General features: G+C 34.2%; 23 protein-coding genes and 1 other RNA gene. 14 read left to right on the top strand and 10 right to left on the bottom strand.

All coding sequences use genetic code 11. The features are described 5' to 3' along the window. Positions 1 to 61: 61 nt before the first annotated feature. Positions 62 to 1,033 carry a hypothetical protein gene (locus tag ABS764_RS00120; RefSeq protein WP_408078724.1) on the top strand — a complete coding sequence of 324 codons (972 nt, stop codon included), beginning with the start codon at positions 62 to 64 and terminating at the stop codon, positions 1,031 to 1,033. Positions 1,034 to 1,112: 79 nt separating this feature from the next. On the opposite strand, the gene ABS764_RS00115 is transcribed toward ABS764_RS00120, so the two are convergent. Then, complete coding sequence (locus ABS764_RS00115) at positions 1,113 to 1,661, bottom strand: Smr/MutS family protein (protein ID WP_408078722.1); 549 nt, start codon at positions 1,659 to 1,661, stop codon at positions 1,113 to 1,115. Beyond that, positions 1,651 to 1,833, bottom strand: coding sequence for a hypothetical protein (locus ABS764_RS00110; RefSeq protein WP_408078720.1), 183 nt, complete (start codon positions 1,831 to 1,833; stop codon positions 1,651 to 1,653). The genes ABS764_RS00115 and ABS764_RS00110 overlap by 11 nt, the downstream gene beginning before the upstream one ends. Positions 1,834 to 2,078: 245 nt before the next feature. Here ABS764_RS00110 and epsC point away from each other — a divergent pair, with 245 nt between their 5' ends. After that, complete coding sequence (epsC, locus tag ABS764_RS00105) at positions 2,079 to 2,870, top strand: serine O-acetyltransferase EpsC (RefSeq protein ID WP_408078719.1); 792 nt, start codon at positions 2,079 to 2,081, stop codon at positions 2,868 to 2,870. Further along, a complete protein-coding gene (gene cysM / locus ABS764_RS00100; RefSeq protein ID WP_408078718.1) occupies positions 2,871 to 3,758 on the top strand; it encodes a cysteine synthase CysM in 888 nt (295 codons plus the stop codon). Positions 3,759 to 3,830: 72 nt separating this feature from the next. Here the strand turns inward: cysM and ABS764_RS00095 are convergent, their stop codons facing one another. Beyond that, complete coding sequence (locus ABS764_RS00095; RefSeq protein WP_408078717.1) at positions 3,831 to 4,886, bottom strand: sensor histidine kinase; 1,056 nt, start codon at positions 4,884 to 4,886, stop codon at positions 3,831 to 3,833. Between the two features lie 147 nt (positions 4,887 to 5,033). Between ABS764_RS00095 and ABS764_RS00090 the strand changes: the two genes are divergently transcribed. Both ABS764_RS00090 and ABS764_RS00085 read left to right on the top strand, forming a co-directional pair. Then, positions 5,034 to 5,660 carry an SGNH/GDSL hydrolase family protein gene (locus ABS764_RS00090; protein ID WP_408078716.1) on the top strand — a complete coding sequence of 209 codons (627 nt, stop codon included), beginning with the start codon at positions 5,034 to 5,036 and terminating at the stop codon, positions 5,658 to 5,660. A gap of 12 nt (positions 5,661 to 5,672) precedes the next feature. Next, the gene (locus ABS764_RS00085; protein WP_408078715.1) at positions 5,673 to 6,659 is read left to right on the top strand and encodes an aldo/keto reductase; all 987 of its coding nucleotides are present in this window, start codon (positions 5,673 to 5,675) and stop codon (positions 6,657 to 6,659) included. A gap of 41 nt (positions 6,660 to 6,700) precedes the next feature. On the opposite strand, the gene ABS764_RS00080 is transcribed toward ABS764_RS00085, so the two are convergent. Further along, on the bottom strand, positions 6,701 to 7,597 hold the full coding sequence (locus ABS764_RS00080; protein WP_408078714.1) for a LysR family transcriptional regulator: 897 nt from the start codon (positions 7,595 to 7,597) through the stop codon (positions 6,701 to 6,703). 95 nt (positions 7,598 to 7,692) lie between these two features. Between ABS764_RS00080 and ABS764_RS00075 the strand changes: the two genes are divergently transcribed. Next, a complete protein-coding gene (locus ABS764_RS00075; RefSeq protein WP_408078713.1) occupies positions 7,693 to 8,304 on the top strand; it encodes an NAD(P)H-dependent oxidoreductase in 612 nt (203 codons plus the stop codon). Between the two features lie 49 nt (positions 8,305 to 8,353). Here ABS764_RS00075 and ABS764_RS00070 read toward each other — a convergent pair whose 3' ends face one another. Next, a complete protein-coding gene (locus ABS764_RS00070; protein WP_408078711.1) occupies positions 8,354 to 8,803 on the bottom strand; it encodes a hypothetical protein in 450 nt (149 codons plus the stop codon). 152 nt (positions 8,804 to 8,955) lie between these two features. On the opposite strand from ABS764_RS00070, the gene ilvD reads away from it, so the two are divergent. From ilvD to ABS764_RS00045, 5 genes are all read left to right on the top strand, one after another. Then, entirely contained in the window at positions 8,956 to 10,644 is a 1,689-nt protein-coding gene (gene ilvD, locus ABS764_RS00065; RefSeq protein WP_408078709.1) for a dihydroxy-acid dehydratase, read from the top strand. Positions 10,645 to 10,800: 156 nt separating this feature from the next. Next, entirely contained in the window at positions 10,801 to 11,298 is a 498-nt protein-coding gene (locus tag ABS764_RS00060) for a YdeI/OmpD-associated family protein (RefSeq protein WP_408078707.1), read from the top strand. A 112-nt stretch (positions 11,299 to 11,410) separates the two neighbouring features. Next, positions 11,411 to 12,823, top strand: coding sequence for a 23S rRNA (uracil(1939)-C(5))-methyltransferase RlmD (gene rlmD, locus ABS764_RS00055; RefSeq protein ID WP_408078705.1), 1,413 nt, complete (start codon positions 11,411 to 11,413; stop codon positions 12,821 to 12,823). Positions 12,824 to 12,915: 92 nt separating this feature from the next. After that, the gene (locus tag ABS764_RS00050; protein WP_408078703.1) at positions 12,916 to 13,440 is read left to right on the top strand and encodes a DUF6452 family protein; all 525 of its coding nucleotides are present in this window, start codon (positions 12,916 to 12,918) and stop codon (positions 13,438 to 13,440) included. Beyond that, positions 13,412 to 14,245 (top strand): DUF6048 family protein, encoded by an 834-nt coding sequence (locus ABS764_RS00045; RefSeq protein WP_408078701.1) that lies wholly within the window; start codon positions 13,412 to 13,414, stop codon positions 14,243 to 14,245. The genes ABS764_RS00050 and ABS764_RS00045 overlap by 29 nt, the downstream gene beginning before the upstream one ends. Before the next feature lie 80 nt (positions 14,246 to 14,325). Here ABS764_RS00045 and rnpB read toward each other — a convergent pair. Next, positions 14,326 to 14,680: RNase P RNA component class A (rnpB, locus tag ABS764_RS00040), an RNA gene on the bottom strand. A 129-nt stretch (positions 14,681 to 14,809) separates the two neighbouring features. Here rnpB and ABS764_RS00035 point away from each other — a divergent pair. Both ABS764_RS00035 and dnaX read left to right on the top strand, forming a co-directional pair. After that, positions 14,810 to 15,109, top strand: a complete 300-nt coding sequence (locus ABS764_RS00035; RefSeq protein WP_408078699.1) for a hypothetical protein — start codon at positions 14,810 to 14,812, stop codon at positions 15,107 to 15,109. An 85-nt stretch (positions 15,110 to 15,194) separates the two neighbouring features. After that, positions 15,195 to 16,904 carry a DNA polymerase III subunit gamma/tau gene (gene dnaX / locus ABS764_RS00030; protein WP_408078697.1) on the top strand — a complete coding sequence of 570 codons (1,710 nt, stop codon included), beginning with the start codon at positions 15,195 to 15,197 and terminating at the stop codon, positions 16,902 to 16,904. A gap of 1 nt (position 16,905) precedes the next feature. Here the strand turns inward: dnaX and ABS764_RS00025 are convergent, their stop codons facing one another. From ABS764_RS00025 to ABS764_RS00010, 4 genes are read right to left on the bottom strand one after another with little or no spacing between them, the layout of a single operon-like run. Then, a complete protein-coding gene (locus ABS764_RS00025) occupies positions 16,906 to 17,490 on the bottom strand; it encodes a TMEM175 family protein (protein WP_408078695.1) in 585 nt (194 codons plus the stop codon). A 4-nt stretch (positions 17,491 to 17,494) separates the two neighbouring features. Further along, positions 17,495 to 18,385, bottom strand: coding sequence for a Ppx/GppA phosphatase family protein (locus tag ABS764_RS00020; protein ID WP_408078694.1), 891 nt, complete (start codon positions 18,383 to 18,385; stop codon positions 17,495 to 17,497). Positions 18,386 to 18,411: 26 nt separating this feature from the next. After that, positions 18,412 to 20,484: a polyphosphate kinase 1 gene (gene ppk1, locus ABS764_RS00015; RefSeq protein ID WP_408078692.1), complete on the bottom strand. Its 2,073-nt coding sequence runs from the start codon at positions 20,482 to 20,484 to the stop codon at positions 18,412 to 18,414. A 3-nt stretch (positions 20,485 to 20,487) separates the two neighbouring features. Continuing rightward, positions 20,488 to 20,973, bottom strand: a complete 486-nt coding sequence (locus ABS764_RS00010; protein WP_408078690.1) for a SixA phosphatase family protein — start codon at positions 20,971 to 20,973, stop codon at positions 20,488 to 20,490. A 566-nt stretch (positions 20,974 to 21,539) separates the two neighbouring features. On the opposite strand from ABS764_RS00010, the gene ABS764_RS00005 reads away from it, so the two are divergent. Then, a partial coding sequence (locus tag ABS764_RS00005) for a PKD-like domain-containing protein (protein WP_408078688.1) occupies positions 21,540 to 23,494 on the top strand: 1,955 nt, incomplete at its 3' end.

Here is a 23,494-nt window from a genome sequence, read left to right as displayed (position 1 = left end):
CAATTATCAAAAGTGGAATAGCATTTATCATTTTTTACCTATTTTTGTGAAAATTTAAAAAATGAAAAAAGTCCTAAACCTATTGATACTTGCGGCATTGTTCGTTGCCTGTGATGATGGAAATTTAACCCAGGAAGATATTAGCTTTGAAGATATTACCGCAACCCAAAGTTGTACTAATAATAATATTATTTACAAGCTTAAAGATCAGGAAGCCTTAATACTGGAAATCCCAAAAACCAATTTTCCCACTGAGCTGACTGCTGCTAATGATACCATCGAACTGGATATAAGTGCTACGGCTAACAGGGTTGTTTATCGTTTTTATGATGGTATTGTATCTTCTGCTAACATATGTGAAACCATAGTTCCGGCAACTCCTGTTATTACAGATCAATGGACAGCTACATCCGGAAAAATACGCATTGTAACTACAGCAGACAAAAGTACTGATGAAACAAATAACAGTACTAAAATTACCGGTTACAACTACAATATTGTACTAAAAAATGTAACTTTTGCAAAGTCCAACGGTACTCAGGTATATGAAACATTTCCTTTTGGCAATTATAAAATTTCTATTACCACGTTACCTTTTAAATTTGATCAGACTTTAGAAAAATGTACGGCTACTAATGAAGTTTATAACTACAACACCAGTGAAGCTTTGATTTTAAATATTGACCCTGCCCTGATTGCAAACGAAGTTACACCTCTCAATGCTCCCAGAACAGGATTGATAGGAACTACTACCAATGTATTTACTTATCGTTCATTTGTTAATGGCGGATTATTAACCGGAGATTATTTTTGTCAGCCTACTACTCCTGTTACTCCTGTTCTTAATCAGGAATGGATTGGTGTTGCCGGCGTAAGCGGAACAAACGGTATAATAGAAGTAACTACTACCACTAATGGAGCCAACAGTTACAAACATACTATTGTTCTAAAGAAAGTTACCTTACAAAGAGGAATAGTTAGTTTTACCCTCGGAGACAATTATCCTTTAGGAGAATTATTTACTACAGATTAACAGTAGTTGCAGTTTTAAATAAAAAAACGCTCATTTGTCTCTTGTCAAATGAGCGTTTTTTTTACACCTGATTATTAGTTTATTTTTTACTTTGTCTGATAAAAACTTCGGTAGCGCCTTGTCCGTATTTTTGATAATTGGCTTCCTGAAAATCAATGTTATCATAACGGCCTAATAAAAAATCCAGTTCAGCTTTTAGAATTCCTTCGCCCACGCCATGAATAAAAACAATTTTAGGAATGCGGTTTTTAATGGCAAATTCTATGTGTCTCTGAGCCGTTTCAGCCTGAAGTGTCAAAATATCATAATTGGACATTCTGTTTTTGTTTTTAACTAATTTCTCAATGTGTAAATCAAATTCCGGAACTCCCGTTTCCTTTTCTTTACGTTCCTTCACAAAACTTCGGGGCTTAGGAATTGTTTTTTCTTTTTTAATTTCTTCCACATTAATTCTTCTGACAGAATCCATTAAATTACTGGTATCATTTGTTTTTATGAGTTCACCGGCTGTAAAATTCATTACAAAACCATCCTCGGTTTCCACAGTAACCTCTTCTCCTTTTACAGACAGAACTACGCCATTAATAGCATCATCAAGCACGGCAACTTTATCCCCTTTATTCAGCATCTTCTTCTTTTTCTTGATTTTTACTTGGTATTTTTGCACTCAACTGCATCATTCCAAACATAAATACCGCTATGGCAGCTACCGTAACATATACATTTTTTTCGTTTGCAGTCTGCTCATAAAAAGCCACAGCTATAGCAAGTAACATAATTGGAAAAACTATTTTTTTCATTTTTAATCGTATCAGTTTTCAAAAGTAATAAATTTAAAATTGTTGTTTCACGAAAGTCAGTTTCAATTGGGTTAAATTGATTTTTGCAATCCTGAAAAACTTTTTAACAAAAAAACAGAACTCCGGTATGAAAGCATCCTGAATGTTGTTCTTATTATTCAAAATAGTTCAATATATTTGTTTTAAATTATCAACACGATTAGAATCAAGTAGTGCTCTTCTACTAACTATACAATCCAAAAGCAATGACAAAGGATCTGATTATAAAAAATATTGGTTTGCTTAAAAGCCATACCGCTATTAATTACGGTATTAAAACAAAAGTTGAAGTCTTTACAGAAAAAATTTTTTATACTTTATTTGATGCAAATGCACCGTTGAGCGAAAGCATTGATGAATTAGAAAAACAGTTTAAAGAAATTGCTTCTATTGCCTGTAAAAAACCAAACTCTTTGTGCAATGAAACCTGGGATGATTTTGTTGACAAATTGCCTGCTGTGCTTGAAAAATTAAATCAGGATGCGCAATATATCTTAGAAAACGATCCTGCATCAAATGGTATTGAAGAAGTTTATCTGGGATATCCCGGATTTTATGCTATTGCTATTTACAGGATTAGTCATGAATTATATAAACTTGACTTACTGCTTTTTTCCCGTTTAATGAGTGAATATGCACATCGGATTACCGGAACAGACATTCATGCCGGTGCCCAGATTGATTCGCCTTTTTTCATCGATCACGCCACTGGAATCGTTATTGGAGAAACAGCTGTAATTGAGAAATATGTAAAAATCTATCAGGGAGTTACGCTGGGAGCATTGAGCGTAAGCAAAGAAATGAAAGATTCTAAAAGACATCCTACTGTAGAAAAAAATGTTTGTATTTATGCAAATGCAACTATTCTGGGCGGAGAAACCGTTATAGGAAAAGGCAGCATTGTAGGAGGAAACGCCTGGGTAACTAAATCCATTCCCGAACGATCAATAGTTACCAATACCACTACCACCGAAGTAAAAATAAAAGAATTAAAATAAATGGATCCGCAAAAAATATTAAACCTGATTGGTAATACCCCTTTAGTAGAAACAACCAATCTGGTTAAAAATAAAAACGTAAAATTATTATTAAAATTAGAAGGCAATAATCCAGGAGGCAGTGTCAAAGACAGGGCAGCTTACTTTATGATTAAGGGTGCCATGGATCGTGGCGAAATCAAAAAAGGGGATAAATTAATTGAAGCTACCAGCGGAAATACAGGAATTGCTCTAGCCATGATTGCCCAGTTATTAGGCATTGAAATCGAATTAATTCTTCCGGAAGACTCCACCAAAGAACGTACTCAGACTATGCGTGCTTATGGTGCAACGGTAATCCTTACTTCTGCCAAAGAAGGAATTATTGGTTCCAGAGATTATGCCGATAAAAAAGTAGCCGATGGTGGTTATTTAATGCTGAATCAATTTGCTAATGCTGATAACTGGAAAGCGCATTATAAAACAACAGGTCCGGAAATATGGAATGATACTCACGGCTCGGTTACACATTTTGTATCGGCAATGGGAACCACAGGAACTATTATCGGAACTTCTACTTATTTAAAAGAACAAAATATGGAAATTCAAATCATTGGTGCGCAGCCTTCAGAAGGTTCTCAGATTCCCGGAATCAGAAAATGGCCTGCAGAATATCTGCCTAAAATTTTTGATCCTTCAAAAGTGGACCGTACTATTGACGTGAGTGAAAAAGAAGCCCGTGAAATGACTAAAAGACTGGCCTTAGAAGAAGGTGTTTTTGCCGGAATGAGCAGCGGAGGAGCTGTGGCAGTAGCTGTAAAACTGGCCGAAGAATTAGAATCAGGTGTAATAGTAGCTATTATCTGTGACCGTGGTGACCGTTACTTGTCTTCTGATTTATTTGACTAATTTTTTATTATAATCATCCAAAAGGCAGTTTTATTCTTAAAGCTGCCTTTTTTTTATAAAATGAAAAGCCAATTAGTTTATGATATCAAAAGCAATTGTAAAACAGGCTCCCTTATTTTCGCCTTCACTGTTAGCTGTTAAAGTTCCGCCATTTCTTTCAATAATTTGTTTGCATAGGTACAGCCCCAAACCTGTAGATTTTTCGTCAGAGGTACCTAAACGTCCCATTGTAGTAAACTTAGCAAATATTGTATCGTTTTTATCCGTATCAAAACCTACTCCGTGATCTGTAATTTGCAGGTATACTTTTTTATTATCCGCATAACTGGAACATTCAATTTTTGACGCTGTAAAAGAGAATTTAATAGCATTATGCATAATATTAAAAATCACCCGAGTGAGTAATTCCGGATCTATTTTCAGATTTACCACAATAACATCAAGATTTTTGACCAAGCTGATTTTCTTAGTACTCAAAAGTCTGCTTAACTGATTTTCAATCGAAATTATCATTTCATCCAGATTAATCGTGCTAAATTCTGAATTTACTTTCAACAGCTCATCCTGTTCTTTCAGCATTTTTATAAACTTGTCAATATATTGAAATTGCTCATTTGAAGACTGACAAATTAACTGTGCTAATTCCTTTATTTCTTCTGTTGGATCCGATTCTAAAATTAATGCTGCTAAAGATCCCGGATGCCCGGCAAATGTTTTCAAATCGTGTGAAAGCAAATAAATTAAGTCTTGTTTTTCTCTAATAAATTTCTCAGATTCTGCAATAGAATCATGAATATTGGATAATAGTAAACCCGCTTCATCACTATGATTTAATGGTAAAACAGGAATCTTTTTATTCATTCTGTAGGCATTGAGTGCATTAGAAGCTAATTCTATAGGCTTCATTAATTTATTTAAAACAAATAATGTCATTCCGGTAGCCAGTAAGGTAATTATTAAAGAAAAAACCAATAAAGAAGCTGCTGAAAAATTTACTTTTGTATAAATAACAAAAAATAAAATTCCTATTAACGGAATATGAATGCCAATAAAAGCTACAAATAGAAATTTATAAACGTAACTATTTTTAAGAAAACCAATAGTTCCTAATTTTTGATATAATCTCATAAAATCATTTGTTTTTGCAGTGCAATCCAAATGTACGAAAATATCATATTAATACTTAAAAATCCATCTTTTAAACTAAATAGTAATTTCAAAAAAATTGTTAGCTTTGTTTATAACGCTATTATGAAAGCTAAAAAATAATATGCTATGCAGGATTGGCCTTATTTATCAAAATACCAACAAGAGAATGCTTCACTACCTCTGCCCATTTCTGATGAAAACAGAGTAATTTTTTTAGGCGATTCAATTACTGAGTTCTGGAGTAAGGAACATCCTTTTTTTTCTCAAAACAAATCTTACATTAACAGAGGCATCAGCGGTCAGACGACACCACAAATGCTACTGCGTTTTAGAGCAGATGTTATTGCATTAAATCCTAAAATTGTTGTAATTTTAGCAGGAGGTAATGATATTGCCGGAAATACAGGACCGGCAACAATTGAAATGATTACCAATAATATTTATTCAATGGTTGAACTGGCTCAGGTTCACCAAATCAAAGTAATCCTTTGTTCTGTCTTACCGGCTAATTATTTCTATTGGAATCCAAAAGAAAAACCAGCAGATTTAATTACAGAACTAAATGCACTACTCAAGGAATATGCACTGTCTCACAGAATCTCTTTTGTAGATTATTATCCTGAAATGGCTGATGAGCAAAAAGGTTTAAAGAAACAACTGTCAGAAGATGGGGTGCATCCTAACAGTGCCGGTTATGAAATTATGAGTCCGCTTATCGAAAAAGCGATTCAGGAAATAATAAATAATTTATAAAAATATACAAAAATGAACTATCGTAAATTAGGAAAAACAAACTTTGAAGTTTCAGAAATAGCCCTTGGAACCTGGCAGGTGGGCGGAAAATGGGGTTCTTCATTTAATAATGAGTCTGCTGATGAATTGTTAAATGCCGCAATTGATAAAGGAGTGAACTTTATTGACACTGCTGATGTCTATGAAAATGGATTAAGTGAAACTGCTGTAGGAAGAGTAGTCCGGTCGCGTTCCGAACGAATTTATGTCGCTACTAAGTGCGGTCGTCAAATTAATCCGCATGTTAATGAAGGCTATCAGCCAAAGGTGTTACAAAAATATGTAGAAGACAGCCTGAAAAGACTGCAATTAGATACCATCGATTTAATTCAGTTGCACTGTCCCCCTACTGAAGTTTATTACCGTCCTGAAATTTTTGAACTTTTTGACAAATTAAAAAAAGAAGGTAAAATTCAGAATCTTGGGGTGAGTGTTGAAAAAGTAGAAGAAGGTCTCAAAGCTATTGAGTTTCCAAATGTGACTACAGTTCAGATTATTTTTAATCTTTTCAGACAGCGTCCGTCAGAACTTTTCTTTAAAGAAGCACAGAAAAAAGATGTGGGAATCATTGCCCGTGTCCCTTTAGCCAGCGGACTTCTCACCGGAAAATTCTCTGAAAAATCTATTTTTGACAGCAAAGATCATCGCTTTTTCAATCGCGAGGGCGCTTCTTTTGATAAAGGAGAAACCTTCTCAGGCATTAACTATGAATTGGGTTTAATAGCTGTAAACGAATTAAAAAAATTGTTTCCTGAAGTAACAAATCTGGCTCCTCTAGCTTTACAATGGATTTTAAATTTTAAAGAAGTAAGCTGTATTATACCCGGGGCTTCTACCGAAGGTCACGTAATGTCCAATCTTTCAACATTAGATTTGCCTTTATTAAATCCGGAAAAAATTGCTGCCATGAACGAAATCTACGAGCACTACATCAAAAAAGAAGTACAGCATTTATGGTAAAAATAAAAGTCAACATAGTCCGGTAACGGGCTGTGTTGATTTTACAACATCACCTTTTTAAACAAATCTTTTATTAAATCGAGCTCTTTCTCGTAAGCAGTATTTTTTCTGTTCGCAAAATAAAGCGTGTTTTTCAACTTTTTATGTCCTTCCCAAAGCAATTTTACAGTGCCACTTTCTACTTCTTTTTTACATAAAAAATCAGGAATAACAGCTAATCCGTTGGCTCCATTTAAACATCGCACAATAGAATGGATATTGGGAACAATATAATTGGGTCTGAAATCCGGAAAATTATCAAAATTGAGTTGCCAAAAACGAAAAAGATGTTCCATATCTCCCGTTGTTCCATACCATTTTTGACTTTTCAAATAATTCTCAACTGCTTTATATTTTTTTTGTTTGACCAATTGCTGTAACTCCGAATCATCAACTTCACTTCCTCCAACCAAAACAATGGTTTCTGACGAAAATGCTTCATAGGAAATATTAACTGAATCTACTTTTTGTGGAGAAATTACCAAATCTAAAATTCCCTTATTTAAATTTTCGAGCATTTCAGGATATTCACCAAAACGAATAATCACATTAAAGGGTAAGGTCGAAATGTATTGTTCTAAAGTAATTTGGAAAGTCTCAAAACACATTCCGATACTAATTGTTGGCGTGTGCTTTTCAGTACTGCGTTGAAAATTTTTCTCGGCATCTTCCAGAATTTTCAAACCTTCAGCAATGGCGTTGTATAAAATTTTGCCTCTTTCAGTTGGAATCATTTTACGTCCTGTCCTATCAAAAAGTTTATAACCTACATAACTTTCTAAGGAACTCAGATGCAAACTCACGCCGGGCTGCGAAATAAAAAGTGCATCGGCAGCTTTTGTTAATGTTCCTGTTTTATAAATCGCTTTAAAAGTACGATACCATTCTAAATTGACCATAACTATTATATTTATAATACAAATATATAAATTATACTATTTTAATAATACTAATATCTACTCTAACTTTGTACCAACATAAAAATAAAACATGTATGAAAAAGATATTTATCATAAATGCAGGACAACGTTTTGGTCATTCCGGCGGATTGTTTAACAACACCATTACTGAAACTACTCAGCAATTTTTCGAACAAGCAGAAGATATAATCGTTCAAACCACAACAATCGAAAACGGATACACAGCTGACGAAGAAGTCAACAAATTTGTCTGGGCTGATGTTATTATTTACCACACACCCGTTTGGTGGTTTCAATTGCCATACAATTTTAAAAAATACATAGACGAAGTTTTTACTGCAGGACACAACAAAGGAATTTATCGCAGTGACGGCAGAAAATCAAGCAATCCGGACATCAATTACGGTACGGGCGGAATGATGCATGGCAAAAAATACATGCTTACTACCACCTGGAATGCTCCTGCCACCGCTTTTACACTTCCAGGCGAATTTTTCAATCAAAAATCCGTTGACGAAGGACCTTTTTTTGGTTTCCACCGCATGAATGCTTTTACAGGAATGACTCCATTAAAAAGTTATCACTTTCATGATGTGGAAAAAAATGCCAATATTGAAAAAGACATGAAAACTTACAACCAACATTTAAAAGAAACATTTTTTGATTGTTTAGTAGTTTTGGACTAAAAATGAAAATCCGTTTCATTCTAAAAAAAGGGACGGATTTTTATCAACTTTATTTTTTAATTTCTTCAAATATAAACTCAGGATTACTATAATCTATGGTATCCCCTTTTAAAAAAAAAGGAATTCCCATATAAATTGAAATTACTCCTTTACCTAACAATAATTTATTTTCTCGTTTCAGTAAAGCAACAGGATATCTCTTTAAAACTCCGCCACCATAAGGATGATAATAAAAACTCCCTTTAAGAGTATCACCGGAAATAATGCCTCTTATTTCGCCTGAATCTTTTCTGGATTGACTATAAATCACTTCATACTGACCAAAAATACGATTGTCTTCTAACTTGGTATAGCGAAGCAAAGCAGTATCCCTGTCATTTATGGCACGATAATAAAAATATTCACCTTCCTTATTAGCATCTGCACAACTATAAAACACAGCACAAACAATAGTACAAAAGCTAATAAATACTACTTTCCTTTTTGATATAAAATTCATTTTCTTAACTAATTTAGAAACAAAGATAAAATAGCTCTTTTATTAATAATAACAGAATTCATTAAAAGTTTATTTCTAAGATTACTTATCTTTGCCGCCGAAAAAAAAATAATCATACAAATTACAAAAGTATATAAAAACTTAAGTTTATTATGAGAAGTGATGAAGTAAAAAAAGGACATCAAAGAACGCCGCACAGATCATTATTCAGAGCAACAGGCTTAGTCGATGAAGATTTTGACAAGCCATTTATTGGGGTTGCCAATTCTTATATCGAAATTATCCCCGGACACTTTTTCCTGGACAGAGTTTCAAGAGTGATTAAAGAAGAAATTAAAGCCAATGGCTGCGTTCCTTTTGAATTCAACACTATTGGAGTGGATGACGGGATTGCTATGGGACATGACGGAATGCTTTTCTCGTTACCATCAAGAGAACTTATTGCAAACTCTATTGAAACTGTAATGAACGCTCACAAGCTGGACGCTATGATTGCGATTCCTAACTGTGATAAAATTGTTCCGGGTATGATTATGGGAGCTTTAAGAGTTGATGTTCCTACTATTTTTGTGAGTGGTGGACCAATGAAAAAAGGACATACTAAAGATGGTGTGCCTATCGATTTGGCTACGGCTTTTGAGGCTGTAGGAAAACACGAATTAGGTGAAATTACCGATGAAGAATTAAAAGACATTGAGTGTAATGCCTGTCCATCAGGAGGAAGTTGCTCCGGAATGTTCACCGCTAATTCTATGAATACTTTGATGGAAGCCATGGGAATTGCACTTCCTGGAAACGGAACCATCTTAGCTTTAACCAAAGAACGTGAAGAATTATACCGTCAGGCGGCAAGAAGAATTTGCGAAATTGCCAAAGACAGTGCACAAACCGAAAAATTCAAGTTGAAAAACATCCTTAATGAAAATGCCGTAAGAAATGCTTTTGCAGTAGATATGGCTATGGGCGGAAGTTCGAATACGGTTTTACACATGTTGGCTATTGCTAAAGAAGCGAATGTTAACTTTAATTTGGAAGACATCAATAAAATTTCAAAAAGAGTTTCTCACATTGCTAAAATCTCTCCAAGTTTATCAACCGTTCACATGGAAGACATTAACACTGCAGGTGGTGTAAATGCCGTAATGAAAGAAATGACCAAACGTGGTGATGACATCCTTTTAGACAACCTTACTATTACAGGAGAAACGATTTTAGAAAAAATCAAAGATGCTTATATCAAGGATACAAACATTATCCACACCATCGACAACCCTTATTCTGAAGTGGGTGGTTTAGCGGTTTTGTACGGAAATCTGGCGGAACAAGGTGCTGTTATTAAAACTGCCGGAATTACCGGAGACCGTGTTTTCACAGGAACAGCCGTTTGTTTTGACGGACAGGCTGAAGCTATTGAAGGAATTCTTGGCGGAAAAGTCAAAGCAGGAAATGTTGTTGTTATTCGTTACGAAGGTCCTAAAGGTGGTCCGGGAATGCAGGAAATGCTGGCTCCTACCTCTTTAATTATGGGAATGGGACTTGGAAAGTCGGTTGCTTTAATTACCGATGGTCGTTTTAGTGGTGCAACACGTGGAGCTTCTATTGGACACGTTTCTCCGGAAGCTGCCGAAGGTGGAATGATTGGTTTATTGAAAGATGGAGACGAAATTCACATCGACGTAGATCAATACATTTTATCGGTAAACTTATCTGATGAAGAAATTGCTAAAAGAAAAGCGGAATTTGTTCCGTTGAAAAAAGAATTAACTTCAAGATGGTTAGGACAATACCGCTCTTTAGTAACCAATGCCAGCAACGGTGCGGTTTTAAAATCGGATTTGTAATTTTTTTATATTGAAAGATTAAAAGATTGAAGGATTGAAAAATTCCTTCTTTTAAAATACAAAACCTCGTTTTCCAATTTTGGGTAAACGAGGTTTTGTATTTACTAAATTCCAGAGCATTTTTTCTATTTTAGCAAATAGATAAAATCTTTCTTTATGGCAGTAGAAACAAGCTATACTTTTTTGGCAACCATTGAAATTATTGGTATCAATCCGTTTGTTTTTGTACCCGAAGAAATTTTAAATGCCATTTTTGAACAAGCCGGAAAATCCAAAGGTCCTATTCCAATTAAAGGAACTGTTAATTCACTTCCTTATATTCAAACTTTAATGAAATTTAAGGGGGAATGGCGTTTGTACATCAATACTAAAATGCTTAAAAATTCACCTAAAAGAATTGGAGAACAAATAGAAATTAGCATAAGTTATGATGCTGAAAAAAGAGAAATCCCCATTCACCCCAAACTTTTACAAGCTTTAAACGAAAACGAAGAAGCTAATACTGTTTTTCAAAATTTAAGACCTTCATTACAACATGAAATCATTCGATACATTTCGCATTTAAAAACGGAAGAAAGTGTCGATAAAAATGTACTTAAATCTATTGACTTTTTATTAGGAAAAGAAAAATTTATAGGGAGAGAGAAGCCTTGATTTTGCAATAGAAAAGGCACTTACAAATTGCAACTACAATAAAATTCGCCACTTTTCAAAAATATTTCCCAATTTGAATTTATAAAAGCGAACAAACACTTATTTTTGCGCCATGGGTAGAAAAAATACAGACAAAGTTGTCTTTCATCAGATAAAAGTCCTTGATGCAGGTGCAAAAGGCGTTTCGGTAGCAAAGGCTCCCGATGGAAAAGTAGTGTTTATTCCAAATGTGGTTCCGGGTGACGTGGTGGATGTCCAAACTTTCAAAAAGCGAAAAGCCTATTACGAAGGAAAAGCGGTTAAATTCCATGAATTTTCAGAGCATCGTGTAGATCCTGTCTGCGAGCATTTTGGTGTTTGCGGTGGTTGCAAATGGCAAAATATGAACTACGACCAACAATTATTTTTCAAGCACAACGAAGTAAAAAATCACCTCCAACGCATTGGAAAAATTGAACTTCCTGAGTTCGAACCGATCTTAGGTTCGGAGAAAAAGTTTTTCTACAGAAATAAAATGGAATTTTCGTTCTCCAACAGCCGTTGGTTAACCGAAGCTGAAATTGGAAGCGATGAAGATTTAGGAAACAGAAATGCCCTTGGTTTTCATATCCCAAAAATGTGGGACAAAATCCTGGACATCAAAAAATGTCATTTGCAGGAAGATCCTTCAAACGCAATTCGAAATGAAATTCGTGATTTTGCTAACGCAAATGATTTAACTTTCTTTAATCCCAGAGAACATTCGGGTTTGTTGAGAACCGTTATGTTGCGTACCGCTTCGACTGGCGAAATCATGCTTTTGATTCAGTTTTTCGAAGATGATAAAGCCAACAGGGAATTATTATTAGATCACATGTATGCCAAATTTCCGCAAATCACTTCGTTGCAATATGTAGTGAACAATAAAGCAAATGATACGCTTTACGATCAGGATATTAAACTGTACAAAGGACGTGATTACATCCTGGAAGAAATGGAAGGTTTAAAATTTAGCATTAATGCCAAATCCTTTTACCAGACCAACTCAGATCAGGCATACGAATTATACAAAATAACGCGGGATTTTGCCGGATTGACCGGAAAAGAAACCGTTTATGATTTATATACCGGAACAGGAACTATTGCACAATTTGTTTCTAAAAAAGCAAAAAAAGTAATTGGTGTAGAAAGTGTTCCGGATGCGATTAAAGATGCTAAAGCCAATGCCGAACGCAATAACATTGACAATTGTGAGTTCTTTGTTGGAGATATGAAAGTCGTTTTCAACGATGCTTTTATTGCACAACAGGGTCAGCCTGACGTTATTATTACGGATCCACCACGTGATGGAATGCACAAAGACGTGATTGAACAAATCATGAAAATTGCTCCTGAAAAAGTGGTTTATGTAAGTTGTAATTCGGCTACACAAGCGCGTGATTTGGCTTTAATGGACGAGAAATATAAAGTAACTAAAGTACGTCCTGTAGATATGTTTCCGCAAACACATCACGTAGAAAATGTGGTGTTGTTAGAAAGAAGATAGCAATTAGTACATTGTACCTAGTCCTTAGTTTTAAAAAAATAACCAAAGACTAAGGACTAAGAACTAATAACTAGGGACTAAGACTAAAAAATATGAAAAAAACGATATTACTTTTATTAATACTCTGCTTCACCTTCTCTGGTTGTGAGAAAGATGATATTTGTGATGCTAATACAGTGACAACATCGCGATTAGTCATTACTTTTTATGATTTCAACAATTCTTCAGTAGAAAAAAGCGTAACCAATCTGACCATAATTGCTGAGGGTATGGAAGAAGGTATTAGCTATAACGGAAGCACATTAATTAACGGAAGTACAGTTGCTGTTCCGCTGCAAACAAATGCCGAAACAACCACTTTTCGTTTCATAAGAAATTTTGGCAGTACCAATCCGGCAGCACCGGCCAACGAAGATATCATTACTTTTAATTACAAAACCGAAAATGTATATGTATCACGTGCCTGCGGATTTAAGACCAATTTTACTTTAGACCCGATAACTCCATTTGTACAAACAGATGCTGCAACACCGGATTTATTATGGATGCAGGTTATCGCAGTTAATAATTATAGTATAGCTAACGAAAATGAAACACATCTTGAAATCTATTTTTAACCTTATTTTCCTGTTGTCATTGTTCTTAGCGAATGCGCAAAGAAAAGAAGCTCCGCAGCTTAAACTCAAAGACAGCGTTACAAGTGCTACTGTATCTTCTAAAACCGTTGTTGCTAAAGATACGGTAACTATAAAAAAAGATTCGGTTGTTGTTCCTGTTAAAACAAATCGTTACGGAATACGGTTGGGAATTGATTTGTTTAAACTGAGTCGCAGTTTTTATGACAAAGATTATACAGGATTAGAGTTAGTAGGTGATTATCGGTTAAATAAAAAATATTACATCGCTGCCGAGGTAGGAAATGAAAACAAAACTACCGATGATGCGCGCCTTAATTTCACAACCAAGGGTTCTTATATAAAAGCAGGTTTTGATTATAACGGCTACGAAAACTGGCTCGATATGGAAAACATAATTTCTATAGGTTTGCGTTATGGTTTCAGTACTTTTAACCAGCAATTAAATAATTATAAAATTTACAACACCAACCAATATTTTGGAGAAATTCCCCCAGTCAATTCCGGACAAAAATACAATGGTTTAACAGCAAGCTGGATTGAAGTAGTAGCCGGAATGAAAGCTAAGGTATTTAATAATGTATTTATGGGATTCAGTCTCCGGTTCAACAGACTGATTACTAACAAACAACCGGATAATTTTGAAAACCTGTATATTCCGGGATTCAACCGGACCTATAATGGTAATTTTGGAGTTGGTTTTAATTACACCGTAACTTATTTTGTGCCTCTTTATAAAAAGAAAGTAAAACCCGCTGAAGAAGTTAAAAAAACACCGAAAAAATAATTTTCAGATTCCGTGATAAAAAATCTCTGAAACAAAAAAGACCGATATTGATTTTCAATATCGGTCTTTTTTATTTTTAAATAAAAAACAGACCTGTAAGCCGGATTCTGTATTCGCCGAGGCGAACCCTTATCATTTATCTAGCCTTGTTGTTACCAACAAGATCGAGCTACCTACCCTTCAGCAACGGACGAGAAATCCTTAAATGCTGATATACTTGGTATTTCACCGCATAGAGTTTACCTGGTTTCACTACAGCATTACCTGTACATACTTTCTGTTGCACTTGTCCTATCCGCCGCGGCGGATGACGGGTGTTACCCGCTATGCTTCTCTGTGGTGTCCGGACTTTCCTCTTTATTCCGAACTTGATTCGGAAACTTAAATTAAGACACTGAAACAAGTTCAGTATAAAGCGATAAGGCGGTCTGCGCTGCAAAAGTACAATAATAAAACCATGCTAACAACTCCGATAAAAGTACATTAACTGATATTTCATACAACACATTCAAAATAAAATAGTTATATTTAAGTAACTTTTTTAACTTCTAAAAAACCAACATTATGGATGCTGTATATCACTACAAATCGGTTTCAAAAGCTTTAGATGAACTGAACGAAAATGGTTTTAATTATGATTTTAATCAACATGAAGATGTGATATTAAAAAATCCTGATAATTACCAAATCAAACACATTTATCGTTATGAAGGAGAATCCAATCCTGATGATGAAGCTATTGTGTTTGGTATCCAGTCTAAATCAGGAAAAAAAGGAGTTTATGTAACCGGTTTTGCTGCTAATTCTATTACTGAAACAGCTCAGTTATTAATCAATCTTAGTATTAAAGCGAGGAAAAAATAGTCGTCAATTTTTTCTAAAATCTTTCAATATTTAAATTTTTCCATCTTTAAATTAAACCCTATATTTGCTTTCGAATAAAATTTCTATGGAACAATTTATAGTATCAGCACGCAAATACCGCCCGCAAACATTTAATGATGTTGTGGGACAAAAAGCGATTACCAATACTTTACTGAACGCTATAGAAAACAACCATTTGGCTTCTGCCCTTTTATTTACAGGTCCCAGAGGTGTTGGAAAAACTACCTGTGCCAGAATTCTGGCCCGAAAAATCAATCAGCCCGGATATGACGATCCTAACGAAGACTTTGCTTTTAATGTTTTCGAATTGGATGCTGCTTCAAACAATTCGGTAGACGATATTCGTAATTTGATTGATCAGGTTCGAATCCCGCCACAAACCGGAAAATACAAAGTTTACATCATTGACGAGGTGCACATGTTGTCATCGGCAGCTTTTAATGCTTTCCTGAAAACATTAGAGGAACCACCTAAACACGCCATTTTTATTTTGGCAACGACCGAAAAACATAAAATTATTCCAACGATTTTATCCCGTTGTCAGATATTTGATTTTAAAAGAATTACCGTAAAAGATGCTAAGGAACATCTGGCTGAAGTAGCACAAAACCAAGGGATTGAGTTTGAAGATGATGCTTTGCACATTATCGCTCAAAAAGCCGATGGTGCTATGCGCGATGCTTTGTCTATTTTTGACCGTGTAGTTTCGTATTGCGGAAGCAATTTAACACGTCAGGCTGTTACCGAAAACCTGAACGTACTGGATTATGAAACCTACATTAATGTAACCGATTTAATCTTAGAAAATAAAATCCCTGATTTACTAATAAGTTTCAATGATATTCTTGCTAAAGGATTTGATGCACATCATTTTGTGGCGGGTTTAGCATCTCATTTCAGAGATTTATTAGTCAGTAAAACACCTGCCACTTTAAGTTTATTGGAAGTAGGTGAACAAGCACAAAAAATGTACGGAGTTCAGTCTCAAAAATGTACTCAGGAATTTCTTTTACAAGGAATTGCTATTGCAAATGAATGTGATTTAAAATACAAATTAAGTCAAAACCAGCGATTACTGGTTGAACTTTGCTTAATGCAATTAGCCTCTGTCACTTTTGATGGAGAAAAAAAAAAAGCTGAGTCCTTTATAATTCCGCCCACTTATTTTAGAAAAAATGATTATTCAATAGCTGAACAACCTAAAAAAACTATTGAAAATACGGTTTCATCACCGGCAGTTCCTCCAAAAGAAGCCGCTGTTGCAACTCCACCTTCTCCGGAAGCTGTAAAAAAAGCAGAACCAACAGGTCCTCAGTTTTCAGCACTATCACTATCAAGTATTCGTGCCAAAAAAGCATTAGAAGAAACTAAAAAAGTAATAGTCCGGGAAACCGTTGATTTGCCTACTGAAGCTTTCACAGAGACCGAAATGCTATTGCAATGGACTAATTATGCTAAAAGATTAGGTGATAAAGGTTTTAGAATCATGGAATCTTTATTACTGATTAATGACCCTGTTTTAAACGGAACCACAATAAGTATTGAATTACCCAATGAAGGTTCGAAACTGGATTTTGAAAAAGAAATGAACGGCCTTTTAGGGCATCTTAGGGGACATCTTCACAATCACAATGTTACGATAGAAGTAATTGTAAATGAAAATGTATCAATCAAGAAAGCATTAAACGACCAGGATAAATACAATCGTTTACAAGAAATAAATCCAAACATAGACTTGTTACGTTCTACATTTGGATTAGATATAAATGCTTAGTTTAATTTTGCTTTTCTAAAATTTTCTTTTCAATTCTGGTATCCGGAATCAACCACATTAAGGCAACTATAAGATAAATGGCCAGTGAAATCCACTGATTGAAAAAAGAAATAATAATTGCTGCTAAATACAATCCGTCTGACAATTTTCCTTTAATATCTTTTCCGATGGCTTGAGCCAGAAACGATTTTTTACCGTCTAAACTAATAATGGTTGTTTGTAAAATAACAAATGCCACCGCCGACATAAAAAGCACAATTCCGTAAACGGTAACCGTAGCTTTTGCAAAATTATGTTCTCCCATCCAGGCTGTAGAGGCCGGAATTAAGGAAAGCCAAAAAAGCAAATGAAGATTTGCCCACAAAATTTTACCATTTACTTTTGTTGCACTATGTAACAAATGATGGTGGTTGTTCCAATAAATTCCAACATAAATAAAGCTTAAAATATAACTCATAAATACAGGAAAAAGAGGAAGCAAATCACTAAAATGTTCCTCTTCGGGCATTTTTAATTCCAAGACCATAATGGTAATTACAATCGCCAAAACGCCATCACTAAAAGCTTCTAATCTGTTTTTATTCATTTTTTTATATTTTACCAAAGTACATTGCTTTCACAATACCGTCAGAAAGACCAATTTTAGGCACATAAATATTTCTCGATCCGCTCCATTTCATGGCATTCAGATAAATACGAACAGCAGGAATAATTACGTCGGCTCGATCGGGATTTAATCCAAGTTCTGAAATTCGCTGATTATAAGTAAGTGAGTTTAAAAAAGCATATTGGGAATTGATGTACAAATAAGACAACGGCTTATCCTGCATTTTCCCTGACATTTTAAATAACTTATTGATATTTCCACCGGAACCTATTAAAGAAATCTCATCAAAATCAGCAGTATTGGTTTTAATCCATTTTTCAATTTCCTGCCATACCACATCACATACCATTTCGTTAAGTAAACGTACTGTTCCCACTTTGAATGATCTGGAGGTCACTATTTTTCCATCAGAGAACAACGTAAATTCTGTACTACCACCACCTACATCAACAAACAAATAGGTTTTATCTGTTTTTAACAAATGATGTAAATCAGTTGATGCAATAATTGCAGCTTCTTTTTTCCCATCAATAATTTCAATTTTTATATCGGCTTTTTTCTTAATCAGCGCTACTACTTCTTTACCATTATAAGCTTCGCGCATTGCTGATGTTGCAAAAGCCTTATAGGCTTCTACTTTATGAACTTTCATCAAAAGATTAAATGCTTTCATAGCATCTACCATTCTATCTGAATTTTCTTGTGATATTTCTCCCACAGTAAAAGCATCCTGACCTAAACGAATAGGAACACGCACCAAAGCACTTTTGTTAAACTGAGTTTCTTTTCCTTCCTGTTCCACAATATTGACTACTAACAAGCGCATGGCATTAGATCCAATATCGATGGCTGCATATTTTTTAATTTTAATCATTTATTCTCACTTGTGTTATTTTCTTATTAAAGAATAATTTTCTCTGATAGTCCTACCTTTCTTTGGTAATATTTATAAGTTTCAATTTGTGCCCTGAATATATTTTCTCCGTCATTGCTACGGTATTTATTATCCAGTTTATACGAATGAAAACGAGCTTTAACATTTCCTTTCCAGGCGATATCAAAGTTCTCAATTAATTCATTTTTTATATCTTCATCATATATAGGACAGGTGACTTCAACTCTGCCATCTAAATTCCTCGTCATAAAATCCGCTGATGAAATGTAAACTTCTGTTTGTCCTCCGTTACCAAAAATGTAAATACGGGAATGTTCCAGATAATTATCTACGATACTTATAGCCTCAATATTTTCACTCATTCCTTTTATACCCGGAATTAAAGAGCAAATTCCTCTTACCTCCAACTGGATTTTCACGCCTGCATTACTTGCTTCATACAGCTTATCAATCATAGCAAAATCAGACAGACTGTTCATTTTTAATTTCATATAAGCGATTCTGCCGGCACGTGCATGAGAAATTTCTCTTTCGATAAATTTATAAAATTTACTTCTGGTATAATGCGGTGAAACAATTAGATGCTTGTAACGATGAACCCTGTAGTTGATATTAAAAAAATCGAATATTTTAGAAATATCTTTCAATATTTGCTGATGACTGGTAAAAAGGGTTACATCAGTATAAATTTTTGCAGTGGCTTCATTGAAATTTCCTGTCGAAATAAAGCCATAGCGTTTTGTTTTTTCGTTTTCAATTCTTTCGATAACACAAATTTTACTGTGTACTTTCAGGCCTTTGATACCAAAAATAAGATCAATTCCTTCCTGTTGCATTTGTTCGGAATAGGAAATATTCGATGCTTCATCAAAACGTGCCTGCAATTCAATCTGAACAGTCACTTTTTTCCCGTTTTTAGCAGCATTAATTAAGGAACTGATGATTTGGGAATTTTTAGCCAGTCGGTATAAAGTAATTTTTATGGAAGTCACTTTCGGATCCAGGGCGGCTTCTCTTAAAAATTTTGTCAAATAAGAAAATGACTGATAAGGAGCATGTAAAAGATAATCTTTCTTGCTGATTTTTTCTAAAATACTGCCTTCCAAATTTAATCCCGGAATAGGTAACGGAATATTCTTTTTATACAATAAATCAAATCTTCCCAGATTAGGAAACTCCATATAATCTCTTCTGTTATGATATCTTCCCCCGGGAATAATGCTGTCAGTAGAAACAATTTTCATTTTATCCAGAAAAAACTGCAATGTATCCTCTTCAATCATCTGATCGTAGATAAAACGTACCGGCTCCCCTATCCTTCTTTCTTTTACACTGGTAGAAATTTTTTCCAGCATACTTTTGCTCAAATCACTATCAATATCGAGCTGGGCATCTCTGCTTATTTTAATCATATGTGCAGAAATACTTTCGCAATCAAAAATATTAAAAATACTTTTTAGATTGTGTCGAATCACGTCATCAATAAGAATGACGTATTTTTTATTATCATTTGAAGGCAGAACAACAAAACGATTTATTGTTTTTGGAATTTCAATTATGGCATAATGAACGGCTTCATCCTCTTTCATTACTAATTTCACGGCTAAATAACCAATATTATCTTTTAACAATGGAAATTCAGCCAGATCATTTAAGATAATCGTCACTAATTCAGGACTCAGAGTCTGAATAAAATAATCCTTTAAAAAAACTTCCTGTTCTGTTGAAATTTCACTTTCATCAATAATGAAGATGTTTTCCGTTTCTAATCTTAATTCTATTTCTCTGAGGATTGCCAGACTTTCAGTCTGATGTTCAATTACAATTTCAGTAATGTCTTTCACCAATTGCTGCGCTGATATGCCTCCTAATATTTTCTCACCGGATTTACCCGACAAACTTAATCGCCGAATGGCTGCAAATCTGACTCGGAAAAACTCATCTAAATTATTGGAAAAAATTCCTAAAAAACGTAATCTGTCTAATAATGGAACCGAATCGTCTGCGGCTTCCTGAAGTACTCTGGCGTTAAATGCTAACCAACTTTTTTCTCTGTCAATATATTTTTGATCAAACATTTTTTATTTAAAATCTTTTGGAATTATTATTTTTTTAGTTTTTCCCTTACTTATTTCTTCCCAGCAATTGCTTTCAAACTGAAGTGAAACAAAGCCGCTGGTGGGCACATTTTCTATAAATTCATCTCCAAATTTATTAACAAAATTTGTAATGGCAGCATTATGACCAAAAAGAATTACACTATCAAAACTATTATTACATGATTTGATAACTTGTTCTAATTGTTTTTCATCAAAAGTATATAAATCTTCTTTGTACAAAATATTTTCGATAGGGTATAAAATATTCTGCGCAAAAATTACCGCTGTGTCCGAAGCTCTTTTAGCAATACTGCTCCAGATGATATATTTTCCAGGAATATGCTTTTGAATATTCGAGGAAACCAGATGAGCATCATTTAAGCCCCGTTGATCCAAAGGTCTGTCTATATCTTTCAAAGGCATATCCCAATTGGATTTGGCATGCCTTACTAATATTAAATTTTTCATATCATTATTTTTATGACTGTCTGTTTTACAATTTCTTTATTAGAAAGATACAATTAATCTGGGAATAAATTATAAATCAAAACAAAATAAACATCTCTTAGTTTTACCATTAAACCACACCTGAGTATTTTTTCAAAACATTTATTTTATAATAATTAACTTACTTTTATTAACGTTTAACGTATTTTACCCGTTTTTTTTACATTTTATCGGTTTTTTAATTTCTTAAATTTTGCGTTTTATTCCAATTTGAGATTATAAAAAATATTTTGCTAAAAAAACAAGAACTATATATTTTATTAACAATTTATCGTCTAATAAAATAAAAAAGGAAAATTACTTTTTAACACGTTTTTAAGAACAAAACTAAACCTATAAGAAAATTTTAACCAAGTTATAAGTTTTATTCCACAATTAAAAACGCTTTTTAACGAGTTTTTAGGTTGTTTGAAGAGAAAATTTATTCTTGAATTATAATGTATCTAGATTCGTATCAAATTATAGAATACCGTATTTTTTTACACTGAGACATAATATTAAGCTCCAACAATATTAAAATTGATTATATGAAAACAATTCTACCTAACCTAAAACAAAATAAAAAAATAAGATTAGGAGTGATTTTAAATCCGATTTTTTATTTATTACTTTTTAGCATTATATCGTTATCCACATCTGCTCAAGTTTCTCAATCATGTTGGAGTTCTCCAGGTTCTTCGGGAGAATTTACACTTAATAAAATTTACCTTGCATCTGATTTAGCAGGAACTCCTTTAGCTACTTCAGCTTGTTCACAACTAGGCAATGTAAATGTTTATCTTGCAGTAAGTATTACAAATGGTACTAACTCATCCAGACGAGGTATTTTTTTAGCGGGAAATATTTCATCTGCGGGGAATACTATTTCTTATGCAAGATGCTTTGATGTAATTTTAAACAATGGTACTCCAACAATTGCTGTAGATCCTACTCCATTTACATGGACTTGTGGTGAAGAACTTACGATGACTAATCCATTTGTTGGATGGGGTTCTGGTAGTGGATCTATATGCCAAGAAACTTGTCAAGGTATACCAAATTCTAAATGTAGAACCTATGGTAACACTATAATTGCTACTCCATTAGTTGCAAAATTTAACTACACCCCTAACTGTCCTGGAGGAACATCTTTCGGTGTAATAAATTTAAATAGCACTACTACTGGAGGAAACAATAATTATACTTATAAATGGGAAAGTTCTACAGATGGTTCAATTTGGACTCAATTTTCTACAATTCAATCTCCAACGTTTTCACCAGGAAATAATAATCCTTACTACATAAAATTAACTGTAACCGATGGATCAACTCCTCAAAATGTAGATAGCGAAACAGTTTCAAATATTTCCGCAGGTATTTGTTGTACTACACCTGTCATAGCAAATAAGACTGCTTCAATTTGTTGTGGAAGTACATTTACTGTTACTCCTGTCAATGGTGGTTCAGAAGTCGTTCCATCGGGTACTACTTATAGCTGGACCGCACCAAGTGTAACAGGAATTACAGGAACAATGGCTGGAACAAATGCTACAAACATTAGCGGCACACTTACTAATTCAACCAACGCTCCTGTAAATGTAGTATATACAGTAACTCCAAAATCTGGTACCTGTACTGGTACTCCTTTTACTGTTACTGTTACTGTAAATCCATTGCCAACAGCTATTATTAACGGAACAAATGCGGTATGTAAAGATGGTACACCTCCAACTATAACTTTTACGGGGGCATCTGGAACAGCTCCGTATACTTTTACTTATAAAATTAATGGAGGAAGTGATTTAACAATCACAACTACAAGTGGTAATTCTGCTACAGTGGCAGTACCAACTAGTACTGCAGGCTCATTTGTTTACTCACTAGTAAGTGTTAAAGATGCTAGTACAACAACTTGTTCTCAAGCACAAACAGGTTCTGCTACAATTACTGTAAATGATCCACCAACAGCAACAATTAGCGGTGTACTAACAGCTTGTTTAACCACAATTTTAACAGCTAATACAAACGCTACTTCTCCAACTTATGTTTGGTACAAAAATAATGTTGTTATCCCTAATGAAACATCATCTACTTTAGTAGTTAACAGCAATGGAGATTATAAAGTAAAAATAACTAATAGTTTAACTTCTTGCGAAACTACTTCTGCGCCATCAACAGTTAATGTTGAAGATGTTACTAAACCGGTAAAACCAATTTTAGCAGATGTAACGGGTGAATGTACCGCTACAGCTACGGCTCCAACTACAACGGATAATTGTGCTGGAACAATCACAGCAACTACTACTGATGCTTTAACTTACACTACTCAAGGTACTCATGTAATCACTTGGACTTTTGATGATGGTAATGGAAATACCCAAACAGCTACTCAAAATGTAATTGTTAAAGATGTTACTAAACCGGTAAAACCAATTTTAGCAGATGTAACGGGTGAATGTACCGCTACAGCTACGGCTCCAACTACAACGGATAATTGTGCTGG

Source organism: Flavobacterium plantiphilum (genome assembly GCF_046000495.1).
Classification (GTDB): domain Bacteria; phylum Bacteroidota; class Bacteroidia; order Flavobacteriales; family Flavobacteriaceae; genus Flavobacterium; species Flavobacterium plantiphilum.
Note: the sequence above shows the minus strand (reverse complement) of the source record. Positions and strands in the feature narration are given on the sequence as shown.

Excerpts from the sequence above, each read along its gene's own strand:
- ABS764_RS00085 (WP_408078715.1), top strand. The coding sequence starts at position 5,673 with ATGAACTATCGTAAATTAGGAAAAACAAACTTTGAAGTTTCAGAAATA.
- ABS764_RS00095 (WP_408078717.1), bottom strand. The coding sequence starts at position 4,886 with ATGAGATTATATCAAAAATTAGGAACTATTGGTTTTCTTAAAAATAGT.
- ABS764_RS00010 (WP_408078690.1), bottom strand. The coding sequence starts at position 20,973 with ATGAAAAATTTAATATTAGTAAGGCATGCCAAATCCAATTGGGATATG.
- ppk1 (WP_408078692.1), bottom strand. The coding sequence starts at position 20,484 with ATGTTTGATCAAAAATATATTGACAGAGAAAAAAGTTGGTTAGCATTT.
- ABS764_RS00090 (WP_408078716.1), top strand. The coding sequence starts at position 5,034 with ATGCAGGATTGGCCTTATTTATCAAAATACCAACAAGAGAATGCTTCA.
- rlmD (WP_408078705.1), top strand. The coding sequence starts at position 11,411 with ATGGGTAGAAAAAATACAGACAAAGTTGTCTTTCATCAGATAAAAGTC.
- cysM (WP_408078718.1), top strand. The coding sequence starts at position 2,871 with ATGGATCCGCAAAAAATATTAAACCTGATTGGTAATACCCCTTTAGTA.
- ABS764_RS00115 (WP_408078722.1), bottom strand. The coding sequence starts at position 1,661 with ATGCTGAATAAAGGGGATAAAGTTGCCGTGCTTGATGATGCTATTAAT.
- ABS764_RS00050 (WP_408078703.1), top strand. The coding sequence starts at position 12,916 with ATGAAAAAAACGATATTACTTTTATTAATACTCTGCTTCACCTTCTCT.
- ABS764_RS00120 (WP_408078724.1), top strand. The coding sequence starts at position 62 with ATGAAAAAAGTCCTAAACCTATTGATACTTGCGGCATTGTTCGTTGCC.
- ABS764_RS00025 (WP_408078695.1), bottom strand. The coding sequence starts at position 17,490 with ATGAATAAAAACAGATTAGAAGCTTTTAGTGATGGCGTTTTGGCGATT.
- ABS764_RS00060 (WP_408078707.1), top strand. The coding sequence starts at position 10,801 with ATGGCAGTAGAAACAAGCTATACTTTTTTGGCAACCATTGAAATTATT.
- ABS764_RS00080 (WP_408078714.1), bottom strand. The coding sequence starts at position 7,597 with ATGGTCAATTTAGAATGGTATCGTACTTTTAAAGCGATTTATAAAACA.
- ABS764_RS00020 (WP_408078694.1), bottom strand. The coding sequence starts at position 18,385 with ATGATTAAAATTAAAAAATATGCAGCCATCGATATTGGATCTAATGCC.
- ABS764_RS00075 (WP_408078713.1), top strand. The coding sequence starts at position 7,693 with ATGAAAAAGATATTTATCATAAATGCAGGACAACGTTTTGGTCATTCC.
- ABS764_RS00110 (WP_408078720.1), bottom strand. The coding sequence starts at position 1,833 with ATGAAAAAAATAGTTTTTCCAATTATGTTACTTGCTATAGCTGTGGCT.
- ABS764_RS00070 (WP_408078711.1), bottom strand. The coding sequence starts at position 8,803 with ATGAATTTTATATCAAAAAGGAAAGTAGTATTTATTAGCTTTTGTACT.
- dnaX (WP_408078697.1), top strand. The coding sequence starts at position 15,195 with ATGGAACAATTTATAGTATCAGCACGCAAATACCGCCCGCAAACATTT.
- ABS764_RS00045 (WP_408078701.1), top strand. The coding sequence starts at position 13,412 with ATGAAACACATCTTGAAATCTATTTTTAACCTTATTTTCCTGTTGTCA.
- epsC (WP_408078719.1), top strand. The coding sequence starts at position 2,079 with ATGACAAAGGATCTGATTATAAAAAATATTGGTTTGCTTAAAAGCCAT.
- ilvD (WP_408078709.1), top strand. The coding sequence starts at position 8,956 with ATGAGAAGTGATGAAGTAAAAAAAGGACATCAAAGAACGCCGCACAGA.
- ABS764_RS00035 (WP_408078699.1), top strand. The coding sequence starts at position 14,810 with ATGGATGCTGTATATCACTACAAATCGGTTTCAAAAGCTTTAGATGAA.